Here is a 17,040-nt window from a genome sequence, read left to right as displayed (position 1 = left end):
AGAGCATCTGATCACCGTTCAGGCTGTTATGGCGGTCATGTCCGTTTCGATTCGCCAGGTTGGAGTGGATTCTCCCGTCAGTTCGCGGGCCATTTTGTTAGCCACCGCCCAGTGGATCATTGCCCGGGATCTCTGGGGCAGGGCTTCGTAGTCCCGGACCAGGCGCCGGTGTTGCATCAGCCAGCCGAAGGTCCGCTCGATCACCCAGCGTTTCGGCAGCGGCTCGAACCCCTTGGCTCGAGGCCGCTGCACCACCTCCACGCCGATACCGAGCAGGGCACCGTGATTGAAGATGCTGTTCTGGTATCCACCGTCGGCCCAGACCTTGGACACACTGGGGTGGTTCGCGGCCACGTCGTCGAGCAGGAGCTTACCGCCGGTGGTGTCGTGCACGTTCGCGGCAGTGATGAGGACGGCCAGCACGAGACCGAGCGTGTCCGTGATCAGGTGCCGTTTGCGTCCTTTGATCTTCTTGCCGGCGTCGATGCCCTGGCTGGTCTCGGCGACGTTTGCCGAGGTCTTCACGCTCTGGGCGTCGATCACGGCCGCGGTCGGCTCGGCCCTGCGGCCGTGGGCTTGGCGAGTCTTGTCGCGTAACAGGTCGTGGACCTGCTGGGTCGTGCCGTCGGCCTCCCACTTCGCGTAGTAGTCGTAGACGGTCTTGTACGGCGGGAAGTCATGGGGCAAGTACTCCCACGGGATGCCGGTGCGGTTGACGTAGAGGATTGCGTTGACGATCTCCCGCAGATCGTGCACCCGGGCCGCCGTACCAGGCCCGGTCCGTCTCGCCCGCCAGGCCGTGAAGACCGGCTCGATCAGAGCCCAGCGGGCATCGGACACATCACTGCGGTACGGACGGCGATCATTCACACACGGTGCAACGACCGTCAACGCCAGTGGTCACACAAACAGCCCAGAACATCAACTATCTAGATCAGATGCCCGCTTAGGCCATCGCGGGGCCGGTCCCCGTGCCTGTCGCTACGGTGGGGCCCGTGTCTGAGCTGAACGAGTTGATCGAAGATCTCGCCCACTGGCGCACGGGTGATGATTGGGGTGGTTCGAGCCTGCGGGACAGGGCTGTCGCACGGCTGACGGAGATCGGGCCACGTGCCGTGCCCATTCTCGTGGCACGGTTGCAGCAATGTGTACGTCCGGCGCATGCGTTGCCCGGCCAACATCTGCGCCCCCGGGCTGCGCGTTGTTCGTTCAGTGCGGGGTGTGACAGTTCGGGTCGGTGCAGCTACCGGCCAACGCCAGTGTCCGGTCCTGCGGGGGCGCGTCCAGCCACTCCGCGCGCATCGCCTGGAGCCGGTCGATGTCCGAGGCGAGTTCTGGCACCTCGGACCGCAGCGCGCCGGCCCATTGCCGGGTGAGCGCGCGCCCGTTGACGTACAGCTCCCCGTCGAGGCCTCCGACGGCGAACACCACGCCGCCCCTTGAGGCGGGGATCACCATGGCGCCCACCGGTTCGGCGACCTGGCCCTGGCGTACCAGCACCGCGGTGGCGGCCTGAGCCTCGGCCAAGGCTTCCTCCTCCACCGCCGGCATCGGGTCGGGGCCAGCGGGCGGCGGCAGGGGCATCACGCCGTCTTGGGGCGCACCGTCCAGGCCGCGGCCGGCGAGCTGGTTGTTCTCGTAGAAGGTGACCATCCCCGCCAGCAGCGGCATGTCCTCCCGCAGCTGTTCGGCCACGGACGGCGTGAGCCGTTCGCCGTTGGCCAGCAGCTGTCCGCTCCTGCCGACCGCGACGGAGAGCACCTTGCCGTCCGGGGCGAAGTGGTACTTCACATCCGTGCCGCTGGCCATCAGCCCGGTGTCGATCGCCTGGTCCCACAGCCGCATGACCCGCTCGACTTCTGCCTGCGGGAACGGCGGCGCCGCCTGGGGCTGGGACCCAGGCAACCCAGGCTGGCGGCGCGCGTCACGCTCCGCGCGCTTCTTCTTGATCCGCCCCATCGCGGTCTCCCTTGCTCGTCGGCCCCCGCCGGTCAACGAGCACTCCGCAGCCGCAGACACGACCGCATCACCCGTCCGGCTCCGCTTGCGCGCCGGACCTGGACGCGGGTCACGGCCGGGTATGCAGCAGGTCAGGCACACGGCTGGTCTGGCCCAGCCAGACGGCGACGTCCTGGAAGGCGTCCTTGACGAAATCGAGGCCATCGGCAGCCCCAACGACAGCGGCCCCACCGGCAAAAGGACAGGGTTCGAGATGGCTCAGACATCACACCCAGCCTGGAGACGAGCAATTGTCAAGACCTGTGGATGGGTGACCACGTGGCGAGAGACGCCTTGTCGGGGTGTATCGGGCGGGGCGCTGGTCCGATCGGTGGAGCGGTGCCGAGCCCCTGCCGGTTCATCGTGCGGCCGTGGCGGGGCCGGCTGCGGGAGGGCCTGTCGGCGGCGGGTGGAATCACGTTCTTGCAAGATCTTCGTGCAGGGGTGAGCGGGGGTCCGGAAAGCCTCTCAGCCGGCCAGGCCCAAGGGCACGGTGCGGGATCCGGGGGTGAAGTCGCTGAAGGACTGCTGCCAGGACTCGCCGGGCCAGTAGTACGTCACACGGCCCTCGACGGGCCGGTAGCGGGCTGTGTAGAGCGTTCTCGACCCCTGCTCGTCGACGGATTGGTACAGCGGCGGCTTCAGCATCGCCGCCACGTCCGCACCCGCGGCGCGGATGGCGCGCAGCCGCTCCTGTGTCCGCAAGGCCCGCTCCTGCTCGTCGGTCACCGGCAGGTGCTGGTGGTTGGCGGCGCAGGCATCCGGCGCCACCGTCGGCGACATATCCGGCCCCACGAACACCGTCACCGCCTTCGCCCGATCGACAAGGGTGAGGTTCTGGGGGACGGCGACCGGCAAGGACTGCAGCCTGCTGACCGCCTCATCGACGGTGTCGCACGTCTCCAGCAGGTAGCGCACCACGATGAGAATGGCGAAGCCACGTCCGTAGACGGAACGTCCGCCCCAGGTGAGCGAGACCGCGAGACCGGCGTCGTTCATCCCGTCCTGCAAGCCCCACAGCATGTCCTGCATCCCGATCACGAGGCGCAGGAAGCAGGAGGAGACGATGGTCCCCTCGCACTGATCGGGCCGTAGGTCATAGTTGCGCAGCAGAGTGCCGTCCTGGCCGATCTGGGTGCAGGACTGGGAGAACGGCCGCAGTGCCGCGTGGGTGAGGAAGGCTTCCGCCTCGGGCCGGTCGAGTTGGCCGGCCAGGCGGTCCAGCACCGGGACCAGTTCCGGCATGTGCGCACGGAACAGCGCCCGAACACGATCCGCGCCCTGCGCAGTCCGGCCCTCCGCGGTCAGCAGGCCCTCCATCTCCTGCCACAGGGCCCGGGCGTATGCGGCCCACCGCCCGTCGCCGCCGTCACCGACCTCGATCGCCTGGAAGGTCTTGCGCTGGTGCCGCACGGCTGCCACTCCCCCTGTGAGAATCGGACGAGGTGAGGGCAACCTAGCTAATTGCGGGGTGAATCACCAGGCGGTCACCATCGGCGACGGCCAGGCGCTGGATCTGATGAACCCGCTGAACGCGAGCGTGGCCAATTCCAAGCAGGCGACAGTGTCCCGCGTTGGAGGAGCCGGGAATCAAAAAGGCGGGCGGCGGAGCAATTGTCAATCAGTGTGGTTCAGGTGACGTGTGTTCAGGCTGCGACGGTCCCGTCGCGCTCGACCAGGATGCCGTTCTCGAACGTGGCCCCGGTGCGGACCAGAGCGACGAGGGAGGCGCCGGTGATCGCGCGTCAGCGTTCCTGAGCAGACTCGACCAGCTTGAACACCATCGCGAGGGCCGCGGCCGGGCTGCCGACCCCGCGGGTGACCTTGGTCCGCAGCTTGACCGTGGAGAACGTGGACTCGATGGGGTTCGTGGTCCGCAGGTGGACCCAGTGCTCGGCCGGGAAGTCATAGAACGCCAGCAGCTCGTCCCGGTCGTCGATGATCTTCGCGACGGCCTTGGGCCACTTCGCCCGTAAGTCTTCGCGAACGCCTCGACCGCCTTCTCCGCGTGGGGGCGGTCCTCGGCGTTGTAGATCTCCTGCATCGCCTTGGTCACGCCCGGCTGCGCGGACTTCGGAAATGCGTTGGTGACCTTTCGCGCTTTGTGGAGCCAGCAGCGCTGGTGCCGGGCAGCCGGGAACACCTCGGCCAGAGCCTTCCACAGGTCCATCGCGCCGTCGCCGATCACCAGCTCCGGGTCGCGCATGCCGCGCCGGCGGCAGTCGCGCAGCAGGTCGGCCCACGACTCGGTGGACTCCCGCAGCCCCTCGGCCAGGGCGATCAGCTCCTTGGTGCCGTCCAGCCGGACGCCGAGCAGGACCAGGATGCACGAGTGCGCCTGGCCGAGCCTCACCTTGGGGTGCACACCGTCGGCCCACACGTAGACGAAGCCGCGATCCGACAGGTCCCGGTCCTGGAAGGCGGCGTGGTCGTCGGTCCACTGCCTGGTCAGCCGGGTCACCGTGGCGGGCGACAGGCCAGCCGTGCCCTCGAGGAACTGCTCCAGCGCGGGCACAAAGTCCCCCGAGGACAGTCCATGCAGGTAGAGCAGCGGCAGGACCTCGGAGATCTTCGGCGACTTGCGGCACCACGGGGCCAGGATCTTGGAGGAGAACCACTTGCGCTCGCCGGTGGCCTCGTCGACGCGACGATCGTTCACCCGGGGCGCGGTGACCTCCACAGGCCCTGCCGGCGGTGACGACAGTGCGGGGCCAGTAGTGACCGTTGCGTACCACCAGGCGGTGCCCGCGCTCGTCCCGCGCAGCCGCCAACTCGGCTATGTACTGGTCGACTTCCGCCTCCAGCGCGGCAGCGAGCATCCGCCGGGCTCCCTCGCGGACGATCTCGTCAATCAGGGCACCAGACTCCGTGGTGCCGTCCTCGTTGACTACGCTGAGCATGGGCGTACCTTCCCAACCGACGGTGCAAACGTCGGTCTACTCGGTGACCTATCGATCACTCGGGAAGGTACGCCCTCTCACGTCCCAACCGAGGCCGATCCACAGATCTTGAGCATTGCTCCCTGGAGACCTCAGATTTCGTGTCCCCGGACCGCGAACCAGACTGGCCGGAACGCAACAAGGATCTGGCCCGCAGTGTGTCACGCGTGGAGTGCCTCACCTTTAAGGCCCCGAAGCCCTACACGGTGCCGGGGGCCAGTGCTGCCAGGGATCTCGCAGCTGAAGCGCACGGCGTGATGCGCGAGCAGCCAGTGCATTGGTGAGGCATCAGCCGTCCCACGCGAGAACAGGTGTCGGATCACCCGCTCCGGCCGGATGCCCCCCCCCAGGCCGTCTCACTGGTTCTCGGAGGCGATGGACTGGGCGTTGTACGCCATGACGGCCTGACGGAGTGTGGCTGCTTTGAAGCCGAGCACCTTGGGTTGGCTGGGTTGGATGCAGATGAGGCCCTTGTCGGGTCGTGTGACGCCCACACGAGTCAGCAGCCTTACGAGCTGTCCGGCCATGTCGGAGGCATCGCGGAACATGGGCGTCTGCTGTTGCAGAGTGGTGAACAGCACTCGGCTGGAGACCATCTCTTGATCATGAGCGCGGGCGATGTCGTAGGCGCGTCGGAGAAGGTCAGGAACAGGGTTACCGCTCAACTGGGAGACAGCGGGTCGTCCGGCTCGCATGTAGGAGCGATTGCCGACTTGCCGCAGCACGCGTTCCTTTGTCCAATGGGTCAGCCAGGTGCGTACCTGAGTGCCGACGACCGTATAGCCCTCCTGGTCGAGCTGGTGAACCAAGGCAGCATGGTCGATGCCGTCGACGCCGGCTTCCTCGACGATCTCCAACGCCCGCTCCCGTGCCGTTGTGGAGGGGCTGCTGCTGGCGTCGGCCGGGAGTGCGATTTGCTGACCGCGTTCTGAGGAACCGCCCTTCGATGAGGGTTGCTGGGGCGTCATCCGCTGGTTGTAGACGGCAATGGCTTGTCCGAGCGTTTCGGCGGTGAATCCTGGCAGACGCGGCCCGGTCGTTCCGCCGTAACGGGCTGCGACCTTGCCACGTCGTGGCCGGATGACGCCGACCTCGCGCAGCATGGAGCACAACTCGCCGCCGATGATGTTGACGTTTTCCTTCATAGCGGCAGCCAACTCACGTGTGGCCATTTCCTTCTGCGGTGTCCCGGAGACGAGCTGATAGGCGCGGCGCAGCAGCAGTGGTGCATGCTCGCCCGTAGCCAGGGTGGGACTCTGTGCCGCTTGAGCGCCGTGCAGATACCGGTTTGCGCCGATGAGCGCAACCTCGCCGACGGCGCACCACTCCTTGAACCAGCCCTGCGTCTGCTCCTCAGTGATCGTGCGGCCCTCGGCAGCCAGCGTCCGCATGAGGGTTTCCACCGTGATCCCGGAAGGCCATCGCACACTGCGCACGATTTGCAGTGCTCGAATCCGGTCGCACGGCTCTTCATCAGCCAGCCCTGCGTAGTCTGGTTGCGGCGGCACACGGTCGGACGTTCTCTGCCCAACCGCCTGAGGCGGGGTGCAGGGTGAGGGCTGAACGGCTTGCTCTTTCTGGTCTTCTGCCCCGCCCGGCTTTGCTGTCAGCCCCGTGGCCACTTCGCTCGTGTCGTCCACAGCAACGAGCAGACGCCCGATCTCAGCCGCAGGAGTTCCGCTGGCCAGTAGTGCTCCGGCCAAGTGCCCAATCCGTCGCCCTGCGGCTTCGGCCTCGGCCCACAGCCTGCGAGCTGCCCGGGACGCCTCGTTGTGGCGCTCGACGCAACAGGACAATTCATGCAACAGGTCTCTTTGCTCCACACCAACCAAACGGTTCAGGCCTGCGTCAGGGAACGGCGGGCCATAAACGGTGCAGGATCAGGCTGTGGAGGCGGTGGCGGTGAGCGCTGCGATCGAGCGGTCGCAGCGCCCACCACCCTCCTGTTCTTCGCAGGGCGGGCATCACACAGTGAGGCGTGGTGCGTGGTCGAAGAACCGGTTGTCGGTGTCAATGCGAATTTCCCGTACGCCCGGGTAGGGGCGGGGGAGCGGGTCGTTGGTGGCGGCGATGACCTGGCAGGCGTAGCCGTCGGGTGAGGCATCGTCGGCGATGTCGATCAAGGTTTCGATCAGACGCAGTCCGGTGGCGTGGTCCAGTCCCTGTGCTCCGAGGCCGGCCAGGGGAGAGTCGATGATCAGCAGCGGTGGCACGCGGACGGCAGGGTCGACGCGGCCGAGGTCGCGCAGGGCCAGGAGCAGCGCGACGTTGGTGGCCACCTTCGGGCTGCCGGCGACCGAGCTCTCGGCGAAGGTCTTGTCGGCGGTGTGCCGCTCCTTGACGCGGGTGGTGAAGTCGTTGGGGTCGATGAAGACGGTCTCGACGTCGGGGTTGATCTGCTGCAGCCGGGCGAGGAAGAACTCCGACCAGCGCGCGGTGACTTCTTTGCGGCGCACGTCGTGAGCGGTGACCGCGGCGTCCCGGGCGGCCTGCGCCGCTTCCATCTGCTCCTTGGCCGTCTGAATGGCCTTCTCCTGGGCGCTGATGTAGTCGGCTGAATCCAGGCGTTCCTTGAGCTGGGCGACGTCGCGGCTCAGGCCGTGGGCCTCCTTCTCGGCCTGCTGCGCTGCCTTGCGGGCGGGCTGGAGATGGCCTTCGTCATAGGCGTCGCGGGCGGCGAGAGCCTCCGCGGCCGCGGTGTCGGCCTTTGCTGCCTCTGCAGCGGCGGCGAGAGCGGCTTCCTCCAGGGTACGCAGCCTGAGCCGGAGCCGCTCCACCTTCGCACGGGCCGCGGCGATCTGCTGCTCACACTGGTCTGCCGCGCCCTCGCGAGGCCGCCCGCACTGCCGGCACAGGCCCGGCTCCCGATCCGGGAGCGGCTGTCCGCAGCACGTGCAGTCCTGGGACCGGGGCTTGAGCAGTTCGGCGAGCTGGCCTTCGGCGCGCGCGTGTTCGGCGGTGGCGCCGTTCAGCCGACCGTGGGCGGCGACGACCTGCTTGGCGGTCCTTCTGCGCTCAAGCTCGGCCGCCTTGTGGAGGGCCACGAGCCGCCCGCTTTCCCCGATCGCGGTCTTCAATGCCGCGTCGGCCTGCTGCCACCGCTGCGTTGCTGCACGGTGTTCACGCTGCTTCTGCTCGTACATGGCGCGGACACTGGCCGGGTCAGCCAGCGCCCCACTGTCCCGCAGCTTCTTGAACGCTGCCAGCGCGGCGCGGGCCGCCCGGAATCGTGACGTTGCCTCGGAGGCGTACTTTTCCAGGTCGGCCAAGTCCTCGTTCCACAACCCGAGGAGCACTTCCAGGGCCAGGATCCGCGCCTCGTCCTTCCCACCGCCAAGGAATTGCGAGGCGATCGTGTTCTGCCGCAGCGCCATGACGGTGCCGTAGAAATCGTCCAGCCCGACACGGGTTGCCCCACGCACCGCGGAGGGCAGGCCGAGCAGGTCCTGAACGAAGGCACTCGCTGTCGTCTCACCGGGTCTCGTGCTCGTCACCGGCAGCAGGTGCTCGATCTCGTGTTTCTCGTCGAGGTTCTTCAAGGACACCCGGGCCCGCAGGTTGGTTCCACTGCGGGTGGCCTGCCAGCGGGTGCCCGCGATGCGGAAGACCAGCCGGACGTACGCGCAGCTGCGGACCTCCGGCATGATCGTTGCCGTCATCAGGCCCAACGGGTAGAGCAGCGCCTCGAGCGCGGTGGACTTCCCTGCCTTGGAGTGGCCCACGAGGAAGGTCACCAGGCCCTTGAAGTGGCGGGCGTACCAGACGTCGCCGCGCTGGAACTCAAGCCGCTCGATCACAAACGACGGGCCCACGGGGTCTCCTTCGCAACCGGTGTGTTGATCTACACCGGAAACGACCACCGGCCGTACGGGTGACGGGCTCAGCAGAGTTCCGCACCACCCACGAACGACACAGGCTGGCCCGGCCCGGCTGGGTGGATCTCCAGGCCGCCGTCGGCATTGAGCACCGCACGACTGCCTCGATAAGCACGCCTGGCCGTGGCCAAGTCCCGCTCGTCGAAGTCGCCGACGAAGACGAGCACGCCGTGGAGGAGGTCCACCTTCTGCGCGGCGGTGGGGCACCGGCACAGCAACGCCTGAGTGGTCATGGGCTCCGCTGCCGGCGGCAGGTCCGGCCCAGGCCTACGCGGCATCCACTCAACCGGCCAGCGAACGCGCCGGCACGCCGTTGCGCAGTTGGCGCAGCTTGTAGGTGCGCGCTCAACGTAGCGGCGGCATCAGGCTGGAGGCGACGCGCCGTGCCTTGAGCGGCTCCAGCAGCGCCTGGTCGATGGTGTAGATGTGGGTCCGATCGTGCGCATCCGCTGGGAGAGACGCGACGACATCCACGAAGCATTCCTCGGACTCGCCGTCTGTCTGATCACCCACCGGCACGTGCAGAGGCTTCGTTAGCGCCTCTAACTCGCGTCCGCTGTTGAAGTGCTGCCCGAACTCGGGTTCTGGTCCAACTTCTGTGGAGCTCTCACGCTCTGTAATCTGCCGGGACTGGATGGCCCTTCGTGACTCGTTGACAGACCTGTTTGGGATCATGCCCACATGGACTTCGACCTCGCCCCATCGACCGGCGTTGGCCCGTTGCGGATCGGTATGACTCGGCACGCGGCCAACACGGCGCTGGACTGGCTCCGCGATCTCTCCGCGATCTCGGAGTCTGATCGGCCGGGGCAGCACGTCTTCCGTCCCAGCGGACTGATGATCAGCATCCACTGCATGCGAGACATGCTTGAAGCCATCGAGTTGGGAAGGCCGTCGTCCCAGACGGACCGAGTGTTGTTTCAGGGTGTGGACGTGTTCGCGCTTCCGGCCCGCGAGGTTGTCCAGCACATGGGCCAGTTCACCTCGATTGAGGAAGATCCTGACGACGATGCTTCATTCATTGCCCCGGACTTGCTGCTGAGCCTCTGGCGTCCGTTCGCGGCCGACGATGAGCCCGAGGAAGAGCAGGGCTACCACTTCAGCTCGGTCCTGCTGGCACGGCCTGGCTACTACGACACCCCTGCTCAGGCTGCGGAGCGACTCCAGCAGAACTCGTGACTGGCCCGTCATGACGCCAGCAGGACTCGTTTCCGCAAGAGGCCGAAGCCAGCCCGGCCGTACATCTGACGCTTGATCATTTTGATCCGGTTGACGTGGCCTTCGACGACGCCGGAGCTCCACGGCAGTGTGAGGTCGGCGGTGACGGCTACGAGATCGCGTTCGAGGCCGTTGACGAAGGTATGGAGGCTGGGCAGGTCGTCGGCGCGGACCGCCTTGATCCATTGCGGGAGCTGGTCGCCCTGGAGCTGGGTGAGCATTTTCCCGAACGCGCGGACGTGCCCGGTGAGGGCATCCAGTTCGGGGCAGCCGGCGAGGACGGCTTTGAGCTTCAGGCGCTCGCTCTCCGGCAGGGTATCGGGGTGGGTCAGGATCCAGCTGGTGACCGTGCGTGGGGACGGCGGGCGGGCTGCTGGTGCGGTCGGGGCTGTGCGGAACGGCTGGAGGTAGGCGCGGACGGCTCCGTAGCCGCCGGTGTAGCCGTGAGCCTTGATCTCTTCCCAGAGGGTCCAGGCGTTCGTGCAGCCTTCGGCCCATCGCTCGTGCAGGTAGGGCTTGAAGTCGTCGAGCTTGGTCGGGCGGTTCTGCCACTGCCCCTGGAACAGGTCTTCCGGCCTGGCGGCGTCGGCCAGCCGTTGGACGGTTCGGTAGGTCATGCCGAGCTGGCGCTGGATCGAGCGTCGGCTGTGGCCGGCAGTCAGCAGCGCGTGGACGGTGGCGTGCTTGGCCCGGGTGCGATCGGCGAAACGGTGCCCGGTCGGCCACGGCGACCCGCTCTCGGCCGGGGCCGGTGCCTTCTCCGGCACCGACTCTACGAAGGTCGCACGTAGGCACGGGGAGACACACCGCTCGGCCGCTTCACCGAGGTTGCGCCACAGGTGGAACCGGTCGGTGACCTGGACCGCAGTGGGCGCCCCGATCCTGGCCCCTCGGCGAAGAACGGAGCACGGTCACGGCAGACGACCTCGATCCCCGGGCGTTCGGCCAGCCAGGCCGCGACAGTGCCCGCCCCACGGTCCGGCAGCAGGTCAATCGGCCTGCGAGTCTCGACGTCGACCAGTACAGTCCCGTAGACACGGCCCTTTCGCATCGCGTACTCGTCGACACCGACTACCCGCGGGACCTGTGGCTGGGGTTCCGGGAGGGCGTCGACCAGCCGCAGGACCGTATTCCGGCTGATCCTCGCCCCGAAGACGTCGGCCAGCCTGGCACCGGCACGGCCGGCTAATGCGAGGCCGACCTCGGCCAGGACTGACCGCATGCGTTCGGTCCGCTGGCTGTATCGCCGGGTCAGGCCCGCGACCTGCTCGACGAACGTCCGTCGCCCGCAGGAGACGTCCTCGCACGTGAAGCGCCGGACACGAAGCCGCAGCATCACCCGCCGTCCCGCCACGGGGAGGTCAGCTGGAAACCGCAGGTAGGAGCCGTGCACCCGCCCCGACCAGCTCCCACAACCCGGGCACCGAGCCCCAGCCGTCCGGCATCTGACACCGACCCGAATCACCTCGCCATCGTCCTGCACTGACTCCACCCTGATTCCCGGGTCCGCCAGGAAGAGCAGCTCTTCCAGCCGGAGTAGTACCTCGCGCACAGCCCAGAACCATCAGCCCGGACGTCGTCGGCACCAGCAGGTTCCAGACGATCTCGCGAGATCTACGAGCAAGATCAACGGTCACAGGGAGTAGGCACACCACAGAAGTTGGACCAGAACCCGAACTCGTGGACAGAGCCAGGGGCCGGGATGACGGGATGAGCCGCGTCAGCGTCGTTAGGGTGCGTCCCTCCTTGTGGTGACCGGCCGCGTGGCACCAGCCCGCCGACCTCCGTGGTGGCGCACAGTGTGCCGGTGCCATCTCGCCCGCTCACCCTCCTGCTTCTGGTCCTGCTGAGCGTCACAGGCTGCGTCACGGTGACGCCCGATCCGCTACCGGCCGACCGCTGCCAGCAAGGCGTGCGCAGCCCTGCGGTCCTGGACCGTCCGGCCGTACCAACACCCGCTGTGCCCATTGTCCAGCCCTCGGGGCGTTCCGCCCCTGTCCGGATCGGGCCCGACCGGCCCCAACGCACACCCAAGAGCGACCGGACACCCGAGCGTCACACCCAGGCGTCCGAGAGACCGCTGCGCCGTGCAGCTTCACCGAAGCGGCCCGCTCCCCGTCTCCGCCCAGCTGCTCCCCAGCGCCCGGCGCAGCCTCGCGAGCGGCCTCGCTCACAGGTGCAGCGTCGTGCCCCGCAGGTGCCGCCGGTCCGGCCGCAGCCGCGCGAGCAGATGCGGGAGCTGTGCGACCGCGCGGACGGGGTAGCCGCGACGGACGTTGTGAGCCTTTGCCATCAGACCTGGGGATGGCGCGGCGTACAGCGGCGGGAATATGGAGCCGAGGGCGGGCACTCGCTCGTGTCTGGCGGTGTGCCCCTTCAGCAGGCCCCGCCAGATACCGGGCGCCGCAGCTCAGCGCCCACATCCTGCAGATCCGCCCCGGCTCCTCCGCCGGCCCCCGTCTACTACGTCCTGCACGACGTCGACAGCGAAGGAACCCTCCGGAATCACGCGGTGGCCGTGTCCGGGCTGCGGGTCGCGGCCAGGGCCTCGGCGGCGGTCGGGTAGGCGGGCAGCAGCGTGCTCAGGCCGGTGAGGCTCAGCAGCCTCTCCAGCCGGTCGGGGACGGTGGCCAGGCTCAGGCTGCCGTCGGCGGCCTTGGCGCAGCGGAAGATGCCCACCAGGGCGTTGAAGCCGGAGGAGTCGCAGAAGGTGACGTCTGCCAGGCCCAGGATCAGGTGGCGGTGGCCTTGCTCGATCAAGGCGAGCGCCTGGGAGCGCAGGTCGGGGGCGGTGGCGATGTCGAGGTCGCCGGTGACGTGGGCCAGGGCGAGGTCGTGGTCGGTGTGCTGTGGGGTGAGGTGGAAGTCGGTCACGGTCGGCTCTCCGGCGTCTCGCCGGCGGGGGCGATGGTGTGGGCGGTGGCGGTGGCGGTCAGGCCGTCCGTCGCCGCGGTGTCGGCGTGGGCGACGGACAGGGCCAGCAGGGCGACGTCGTCCCCGGCGCCGTGGGGCAGGTTGTCGATGAGGGCGACGGTGTCCTCGATGATTGCTGCTGCGCTGACGGGTGCGGTGCGGGCGGCGAGGAAACCGGTCACGCCCTTCTCGCCGATCATGTCGCCGTCGGCGGTACGGGCCTCGGTCAGCCCGTCGGTGTACAGCAGCAGTCCTTCGCCCGGGGCGAGGTGGAAGGTGTGGGAGGCGAACCGGGCCTGTTCGAGGGCGCCGATGAGCATGCCGCCCTTGGGGTGCACCGCCTCCACGACTCCCTGCCCGCGCAGGTGGTAGGCCGGGGGGTGTCCGCCGGTGGCCACCGTGACGGTGAACCCTTCCTCCTCGTGCGATTCAAGGATGCCGAAGACGGCCGTGCAGAACCGGGTGCCGATGGCCGGGTCGAGCTGCAGTGCCGTGTTCAGAGCGGTGAGGACTATGTCGGGGATCCGGGTCGTTCAAGGCGGCGGCCCGCAGCGTGTAGCGGGTCAGGGAGGTGACGGCCGCGGCTTCGGGTCCCTTGCCGCACACGTCCCCGAGGAAGAACGCCCACCTTTTCCCGTCCAGGGGGAAGACGTCGTAGAAGTCGCCGCCCACATCCTGCGGGGAGGCGGTGGCGTAGTGGCAGGCCAGCTCCAGCCCTGGCACCACCGGCAGCGCCGGCGGCAGCAGCGTGCGCTGGAGAGTGGAGGCGAACGCCGCGATCGACGCCTTGTCCCGCTCCGCGCGCTCGCGGGCCTTCTCCTGCTCCCGGCGCCGCTCCTGCTCGACACGCAGGGCGTTTAACAGCTCCTAACGGAATGACCGAGCAAGGCTGCGCTTGGCTTCCTCTGAAGACCGGCGTCAGGTTGGAGGGGACAAAACTCCTGGTCGCACTGGGTGTCGCGCCCGTAGGCTGCGCACGTGATCGAGGAAGAGGAGACCAACCCGGTTGTCCGCGTCGGAGGTGACCGGTATCGAACGATCAGCCTGCGCTTCCACCAGCTGACACGTTCCTTCCCGGAAGAGCGTGATGACCTGATGCGCGACTTCCTCGTGACAGCTCACGGTGAGTCGGTGCGGATCGAGGTCATGGTGAGGACCTGGGACGGTGACGGCCTCGACGTCTTCCTTGCCGAACTGGCAGAGGCGTTCCGAGGATGGAACGGCACCAGGACCTGGCGCTCTCTTGAGGAGGACTTGACGCTGGCTGCCGAGCACGCAGGGTCGCACGTCCGGTTGACGTGGGGGCTACACGACCGTCTCCCCGACGACGAGTGGCGTTTCGAAATGACGACCATCCATGCTCCTGGAGAAGACATGCGCCGCCTTGCCATCGAGATGCGTACCTTCCTGGAGTCGGACCCGCTGTAGTAAGCGAGGGCAGCTCGTCAGTCGTCTACGGCCGGCACAACACGCCAAGTTGTCGATAGGTGATCAAGCAACAGGCGAGTTTGAGGAATGCTTCGTGGATGTCGGCTCGCCGTTCCCAGCGGATCCGCAGACGTCGGAAGCCGTGCAGCCAGGCAAATGTCCTCTCCACGACCCAGCGGTAGGTGCCCAGTCCGGTGCCGTGCAGGGTGCCGCGGCGGGCGATCGCGGGCACGATGCCGCGGGCGCGGACCTGGCCTCGGTAGATGTCGTGGTCGTAGCCCCGGTCGGCGAACAGGGAGTCCGGCTTGCGGCGGGGGTGGCCGACCCGGCCGCGGACCGGCGGGATTGCGTCGAGCAGGGGCAGGAGCTGGGTGACGTCATTGCGGTTGCCGCCGGTCAGCAGCACCGCGAGCGGGGTGCCGTGTCCGTCGGTGATCAAGTGATGCTTGGAACCGGCTCGTCCCCGGTCGACCGGCGATGGGCCCGTGTGCTGCCCCCTTTTAGCGCCCTGACGTGGGAGGAGTCGACCACGCAGCGGGACCAGTCCAGACGTGCGGCCGCGTTCAGTTCGGCCAGCAGGATCTCGTGCAGCCGTTGCCAGACGCCGGCCTCGTTCCAGTCCCGCAGCCTGCGCCAGCACGTCATGCCCGACCCGAAGCCGAGGCCCTTGGGCAGGTACTCCCACTGGATCCCGGTGTGCAGCACGTACAAGATCCCGCACAGCACGTCCCGGTCCGGCAACGGCTTGCGACCTGGATGCCGGAACCTGCGCTCACGTTGCGGCAGCAGCGGCTCCACAAGGTCCCACAGTTCATCCGACACGATCCACGGCGACGTCCCCACACCGAACCGAACGCTCAACTCCCGTGCCGGACACGGCATCCTGGACCGATCCACCTCATTGTGTTAGCCGCTGTAAGGCGGCCAGCCGCATCTCCATCTCATCGAGCACGATCGCCGCCAGGTCCGCCAGGGTGGCGGTGTCGTCCTCGGTGATCAGGCGCGGGCGGGTGTCGAGGATGTTGACGGTGCCCAGCCGATGCCCGTCATGCGTGACGATCGGTGCGGCCGCGTAGAAGCGAACTCCATCGGGCCGGTGACCAGGCCGTTGGAGCAGGCGACCGGGTCGGCGAGGGTGTCGGGGATCACCAGGGCCTTGTCGGAGAGGATCGCCGAGCCGCACAGGCCCGGCTCCCGGCCGATCTCGCTCACACCCTCCAGACCATGGGCGGCCTTGAACCAGATCCGGTCCTCATCCACGATCGTCACGCTCGCCACCGGCGCACCTTGAACAACCTCGTCGCCATCGCCGCCACCCGGTCGAACGCACCGTCCGGCGGGCAATCGAGGATGTCGTAACGGCGCACCGCATCCAGCCGGGCCGCCTCTTCCCCCGGACTGAGCGCCCATCGCCCCGGCCTGTCACCGGGACCAGCCGCGCGTCCCTCTTGCGGCATCGTCTACCTCTCCTCGCCCGCTGGTCCGATGACCAGCGCCGCCAGGCAGGATAATCCGACCCCCCTCACCGCCGCCCTGGCAGGCGGCAGCGAACGCGACCCCCGCCAAGAGCAGATCACCGCCCAGGGCCCGTTCGTCACGAGCCGCGTCGCGAAACGCGGTCCCCCACCCTCACCCCGGAACGGATCTGCCCCGCCCTTGCCGGCGTCCTTACTTCACGGTGTCCGACGTTCAGGAGAAGGCAGAGAGAAATCCGCTGACCGTGTCCGCGAACTGGGCCGGAGCATCGTGATGGACGACGTGACCGGCGGGCAACTCGGCAAAGCGGACTCTGCCGGCGCAACGGGCAGCCATCTCTTTAGCGTGATCGGCCGACAGTTCGTCACTGCGCGTTCCACGGACCAGCAGCGTGGGGCAGGACACCGATATCCAGTCGTTCCAGTGGTCACCGTTGAGAGCCTTCTGGGACGCCACGGTGTCAGCGATGTCGAATGAAAACCCCCAGCCCTGGGCTGTCGGCCGGAAAGAACACTCCAGATAGGGTGCGGTCACACCCAAAGCCGTGACCAGCGCTTCCCGGGACGGTGTGACGCCAGGAAGGCGTGTGGTGAAGGACCAGTCGCTGTCCACGAGCGCGCCGATATCCTCGACCACTAGTGCACTGACTTTGTCCGGGTGCTGGGCCGCGAACTGGTACGCGTTCACCCCGCCCAGCGAATGGCCCAGCACCGCCACGGCACCGACTCCCAGGCGCCAGTGAAAGGCAGCCACATCGGCCACGTACTCGTCCCGCTCGTAACTGCGGGCACGGTCGGATTCTCCATGCCCTCGCTGATCGAGCGCGATCACTCTCCATCCCGGGGTCAGCGCCGCGGCCAGCGGCGCGAACGCCGACGCTTCGTTGTAATGCCCGTGCAGGGCCACAAGCGGGCTTCCCGGACCCCCGAAGTCCAGATACGACAGCTTCCGCCCGCCCACCATGAAAAACCTACGCATGGTGCTGATGTTAGGAGGCAGCACCGACACTTCGCGGCTGACCAGCAGCCAAGGCAGCGGGCACGCCTCGCTTCCGGTTCACTGCTCAACCGAGGCTGGCAGCGAGCGGCTGCCATCAGCATGACCGTCCGCAGTCGACTTCTTCTCCCCTGCCGAGCCTCTGGCCCGGCTCGCCGCCCGGCCCGGGCTGGGCACACGCGGGAAAGGTGAACAGT

General features: G+C 67.9%; 18 protein-coding genes and 2 pseudogenes. 3 read left to right on the top strand and 17 right to left on the bottom strand.

Going from position 1 to position 17,040, the window contains the following annotated elements; all coding sequences use genetic code 11:
* Positions 1-18 precede the first annotated feature (18 nt).
* The 8 genes and pseudogenes from ACFIF2_RS34865 to ACFIF2_RS34830 all read right to left on the bottom strand — a co-directional run bounded on the left by ACFIF2_RS34865 (position 19) and on the right by ACFIF2_RS34830 (position 9,286).
* Positions 19-870 carry an IS5 family transposase gene (locus tag ACFIF2_RS34865; protein ID WP_395577297.1) on the bottom strand — a complete coding sequence of 284 codons (852 nt, stop codon included), beginning with the start codon at positions 868-870 and terminating at the stop codon, positions 19-21.
* A gap of 339 nt (positions 871-1,209) precedes the next feature.
* On the bottom strand, positions 1,210-1,959 hold the full coding sequence (locus ACFIF2_RS34860; protein WP_395577296.1) for a hypothetical protein: 750 nt from the start codon (positions 1,957-1,959) through the stop codon (positions 1,210-1,212).
* A gap of 507 nt (positions 1,960-2,466) precedes the next feature.
* Positions 2,467-3,411 (bottom strand): C45 family autoproteolytic acyltransferase/hydolase, encoded by a 945-nt coding sequence (locus ACFIF2_RS34855; RefSeq protein ID WP_395577295.1) that lies wholly within the window; start codon positions 3,409-3,411, stop codon positions 2,467-2,469.
* Positions 3,412-3,644: 233 nt separating this feature from the next.
* Positions 3,645-4,898 (bottom strand): annotated as a pseudogene (locus ACFIF2_RS34850) (IS256 family transposase).
* 395 nt (positions 4,899-5,293) lie between these two features.
* Positions 5,294-6,577 carry a hypothetical protein gene (locus tag ACFIF2_RS34845; protein WP_395577294.1) on the bottom strand — a complete coding sequence of 428 codons (1,284 nt, stop codon included), beginning with the start codon at positions 6,575-6,577 and terminating at the stop codon, positions 5,294-5,296.
* A gap of 324 nt (positions 6,578-6,901) precedes the next feature.
* Positions 6,902-8,749 (bottom strand): hypothetical protein, encoded by a 1,848-nt coding sequence (locus ACFIF2_RS34840; RefSeq protein WP_395577293.1) that lies wholly within the window; start codon positions 8,747-8,749, stop codon positions 6,902-6,904.
* Positions 8,750-8,817: 68 nt separating this feature from the next.
* Entirely contained in the window at positions 8,818-9,045 is a 228-nt protein-coding gene (locus tag ACFIF2_RS34835; RefSeq protein ID WP_395577292.1) for a hypothetical protein, read from the bottom strand.
* 112 nt (positions 9,046-9,157) lie between these two features.
* A complete protein-coding gene (locus ACFIF2_RS34830) occupies positions 9,158-9,286 on the bottom strand; it encodes a hypothetical protein (protein WP_395577302.1) in 129 nt (42 codons plus the stop codon).
* On the opposite strand from ACFIF2_RS34830, the pseudogene ACFIF2_RS34825 reads away from it, so the two are divergent.
* Both ACFIF2_RS34825 and ACFIF2_RS34820 read left to right on the top strand, forming a co-directional pair.
* Positions 9,251-9,349, top strand: a pseudogene (locus ACFIF2_RS34825) (IS5/IS1182 family transposase); the annotation flags it as partial. The gene ACFIF2_RS34830 and the pseudogene ACFIF2_RS34825 sit on opposite strands and share 36 nt — an antisense overlap.
* Positions 9,350-9,493: 144 nt before the next feature.
* Positions 9,494-9,991, top strand: coding sequence for a hypothetical protein (locus ACFIF2_RS34820; RefSeq protein WP_395577291.1), 498 nt, complete (start codon positions 9,494-9,496; stop codon positions 9,989-9,991).
* Positions 9,992-9,999: 8 nt separating this feature from the next.
* Here ACFIF2_RS34820 and ACFIF2_RS34815 read toward each other — a convergent pair whose 3' ends face one another.
* The 6 genes from ACFIF2_RS34815 to ACFIF2_RS34790 all read right to left on the bottom strand — a co-directional run bounded on the left by ACFIF2_RS34815 (position 10,000) and on the right by ACFIF2_RS34790 (position 13,549).
* The gene (locus tag ACFIF2_RS34815; protein ID WP_395577290.1) at positions 10,000-10,797 is read right to left on the bottom strand and encodes a transposase; all 798 of its coding nucleotides are present in this window, start codon (positions 10,795-10,797) and stop codon (positions 10,000-10,002) included.
* Positions 10,798-10,802: 5 nt separating this feature from the next.
* Positions 10,803-11,423, bottom strand: a complete 621-nt coding sequence (locus ACFIF2_RS34810) for a transposase (protein ID WP_395577301.1) — start codon at positions 11,421-11,423, stop codon at positions 10,803-10,805.
* A gap of 777 nt (positions 11,424-12,200) precedes the next feature.
* Positions 12,201-12,323: a hypothetical protein gene (locus ACFIF2_RS34805; protein ID WP_395577289.1), complete on the bottom strand. Its 123-nt coding sequence runs from the start codon at positions 12,321-12,323 to the stop codon at positions 12,201-12,203.
* Positions 12,324-12,535: 212 nt separating this feature from the next.
* Positions 12,536-12,904 carry an STAS domain-containing protein gene (locus tag ACFIF2_RS34800; RefSeq protein ID WP_395577288.1) on the bottom strand — a complete coding sequence of 123 codons (369 nt, stop codon included), beginning with the start codon at positions 12,902-12,904 and terminating at the stop codon, positions 12,536-12,538.
* Complete coding sequence (locus ACFIF2_RS34795; protein WP_395577300.1) at positions 12,901-13,413, bottom strand: PP2C family protein-serine/threonine phosphatase; 513 nt, start codon at positions 13,411-13,413, stop codon at positions 12,901-12,903. The genes ACFIF2_RS34800 and ACFIF2_RS34795 overlap by 4 nt, the downstream gene beginning before the upstream one ends.
* Entirely contained in the window at positions 13,373-13,549 is a 177-nt protein-coding gene (locus ACFIF2_RS34790; RefSeq protein WP_395577299.1) for a hypothetical protein, read from the bottom strand. Before ACFIF2_RS34790 ends, ACFIF2_RS34795 begins: the two co-directional genes overlap by 41 nt.
* 372 nt (positions 13,550-13,921) lie before the next feature.
* Here ACFIF2_RS34790 and ACFIF2_RS34785 point away from each other — a divergent pair, with 372 nt between their 5' ends.
* The gene (locus ACFIF2_RS34785; protein ID WP_395577287.1) at positions 13,922-14,371 is read left to right on the top strand and encodes a DUF6228 family protein; all 450 of its coding nucleotides are present in this window, start codon (positions 13,922-13,924) and stop codon (positions 14,369-14,371) included.
* Positions 14,372-14,396: 25 nt separating this feature from the next.
* Here ACFIF2_RS34785 and ACFIF2_RS34780 read toward each other — a convergent pair.
* From ACFIF2_RS34780 to ACFIF2_RS34770, 3 genes are all read right to left on the bottom strand, one after another.
* Positions 14,397-15,253, bottom strand: a protein-coding gene (locus ACFIF2_RS34780) for an IS5 family transposase (protein ID WP_395577286.1) whose coding sequence is annotated in 2 segments (ribosomal slippage) — positions 14,397-14,888 and positions 14,891-15,253 — 855 coding nt in all. Because the reading frame shifts where the segments join, the coding sequence is not laid out codon by codon here.
* A 16-nt stretch (positions 15,254-15,269) separates the two neighbouring features.
* Positions 15,270-15,554 carry a GAF domain-containing protein gene (locus ACFIF2_RS34775; protein WP_395577285.1) on the bottom strand — a complete coding sequence of 95 codons (285 nt, stop codon included), beginning with the start codon at positions 15,552-15,554 and terminating at the stop codon, positions 15,270-15,272.
* Between the two features lie 506 nt (positions 15,555-16,060).
* Positions 16,061-16,825 carry an alpha/beta fold hydrolase gene (locus tag ACFIF2_RS34770; RefSeq protein WP_395577284.1) on the bottom strand — a complete coding sequence of 255 codons (765 nt, stop codon included), beginning with the start codon at positions 16,823-16,825 and terminating at the stop codon, positions 16,061-16,063.
* Positions 16,826-17,040: the final 215 nt, after the last annotated feature.

It is taken from the genome of Streptomyces sp. BK79 (genome assembly GCF_044142145.1).
In the GTDB taxonomy this organism is placed as follows: domain Bacteria; phylum Actinomycetota; class Actinomycetes; order Streptomycetales; family Streptomycetaceae; genus Streptomyces.
Note: the sequence above shows the minus strand (reverse complement) of the source record. Positions and strands in the feature narration are given on the sequence as shown.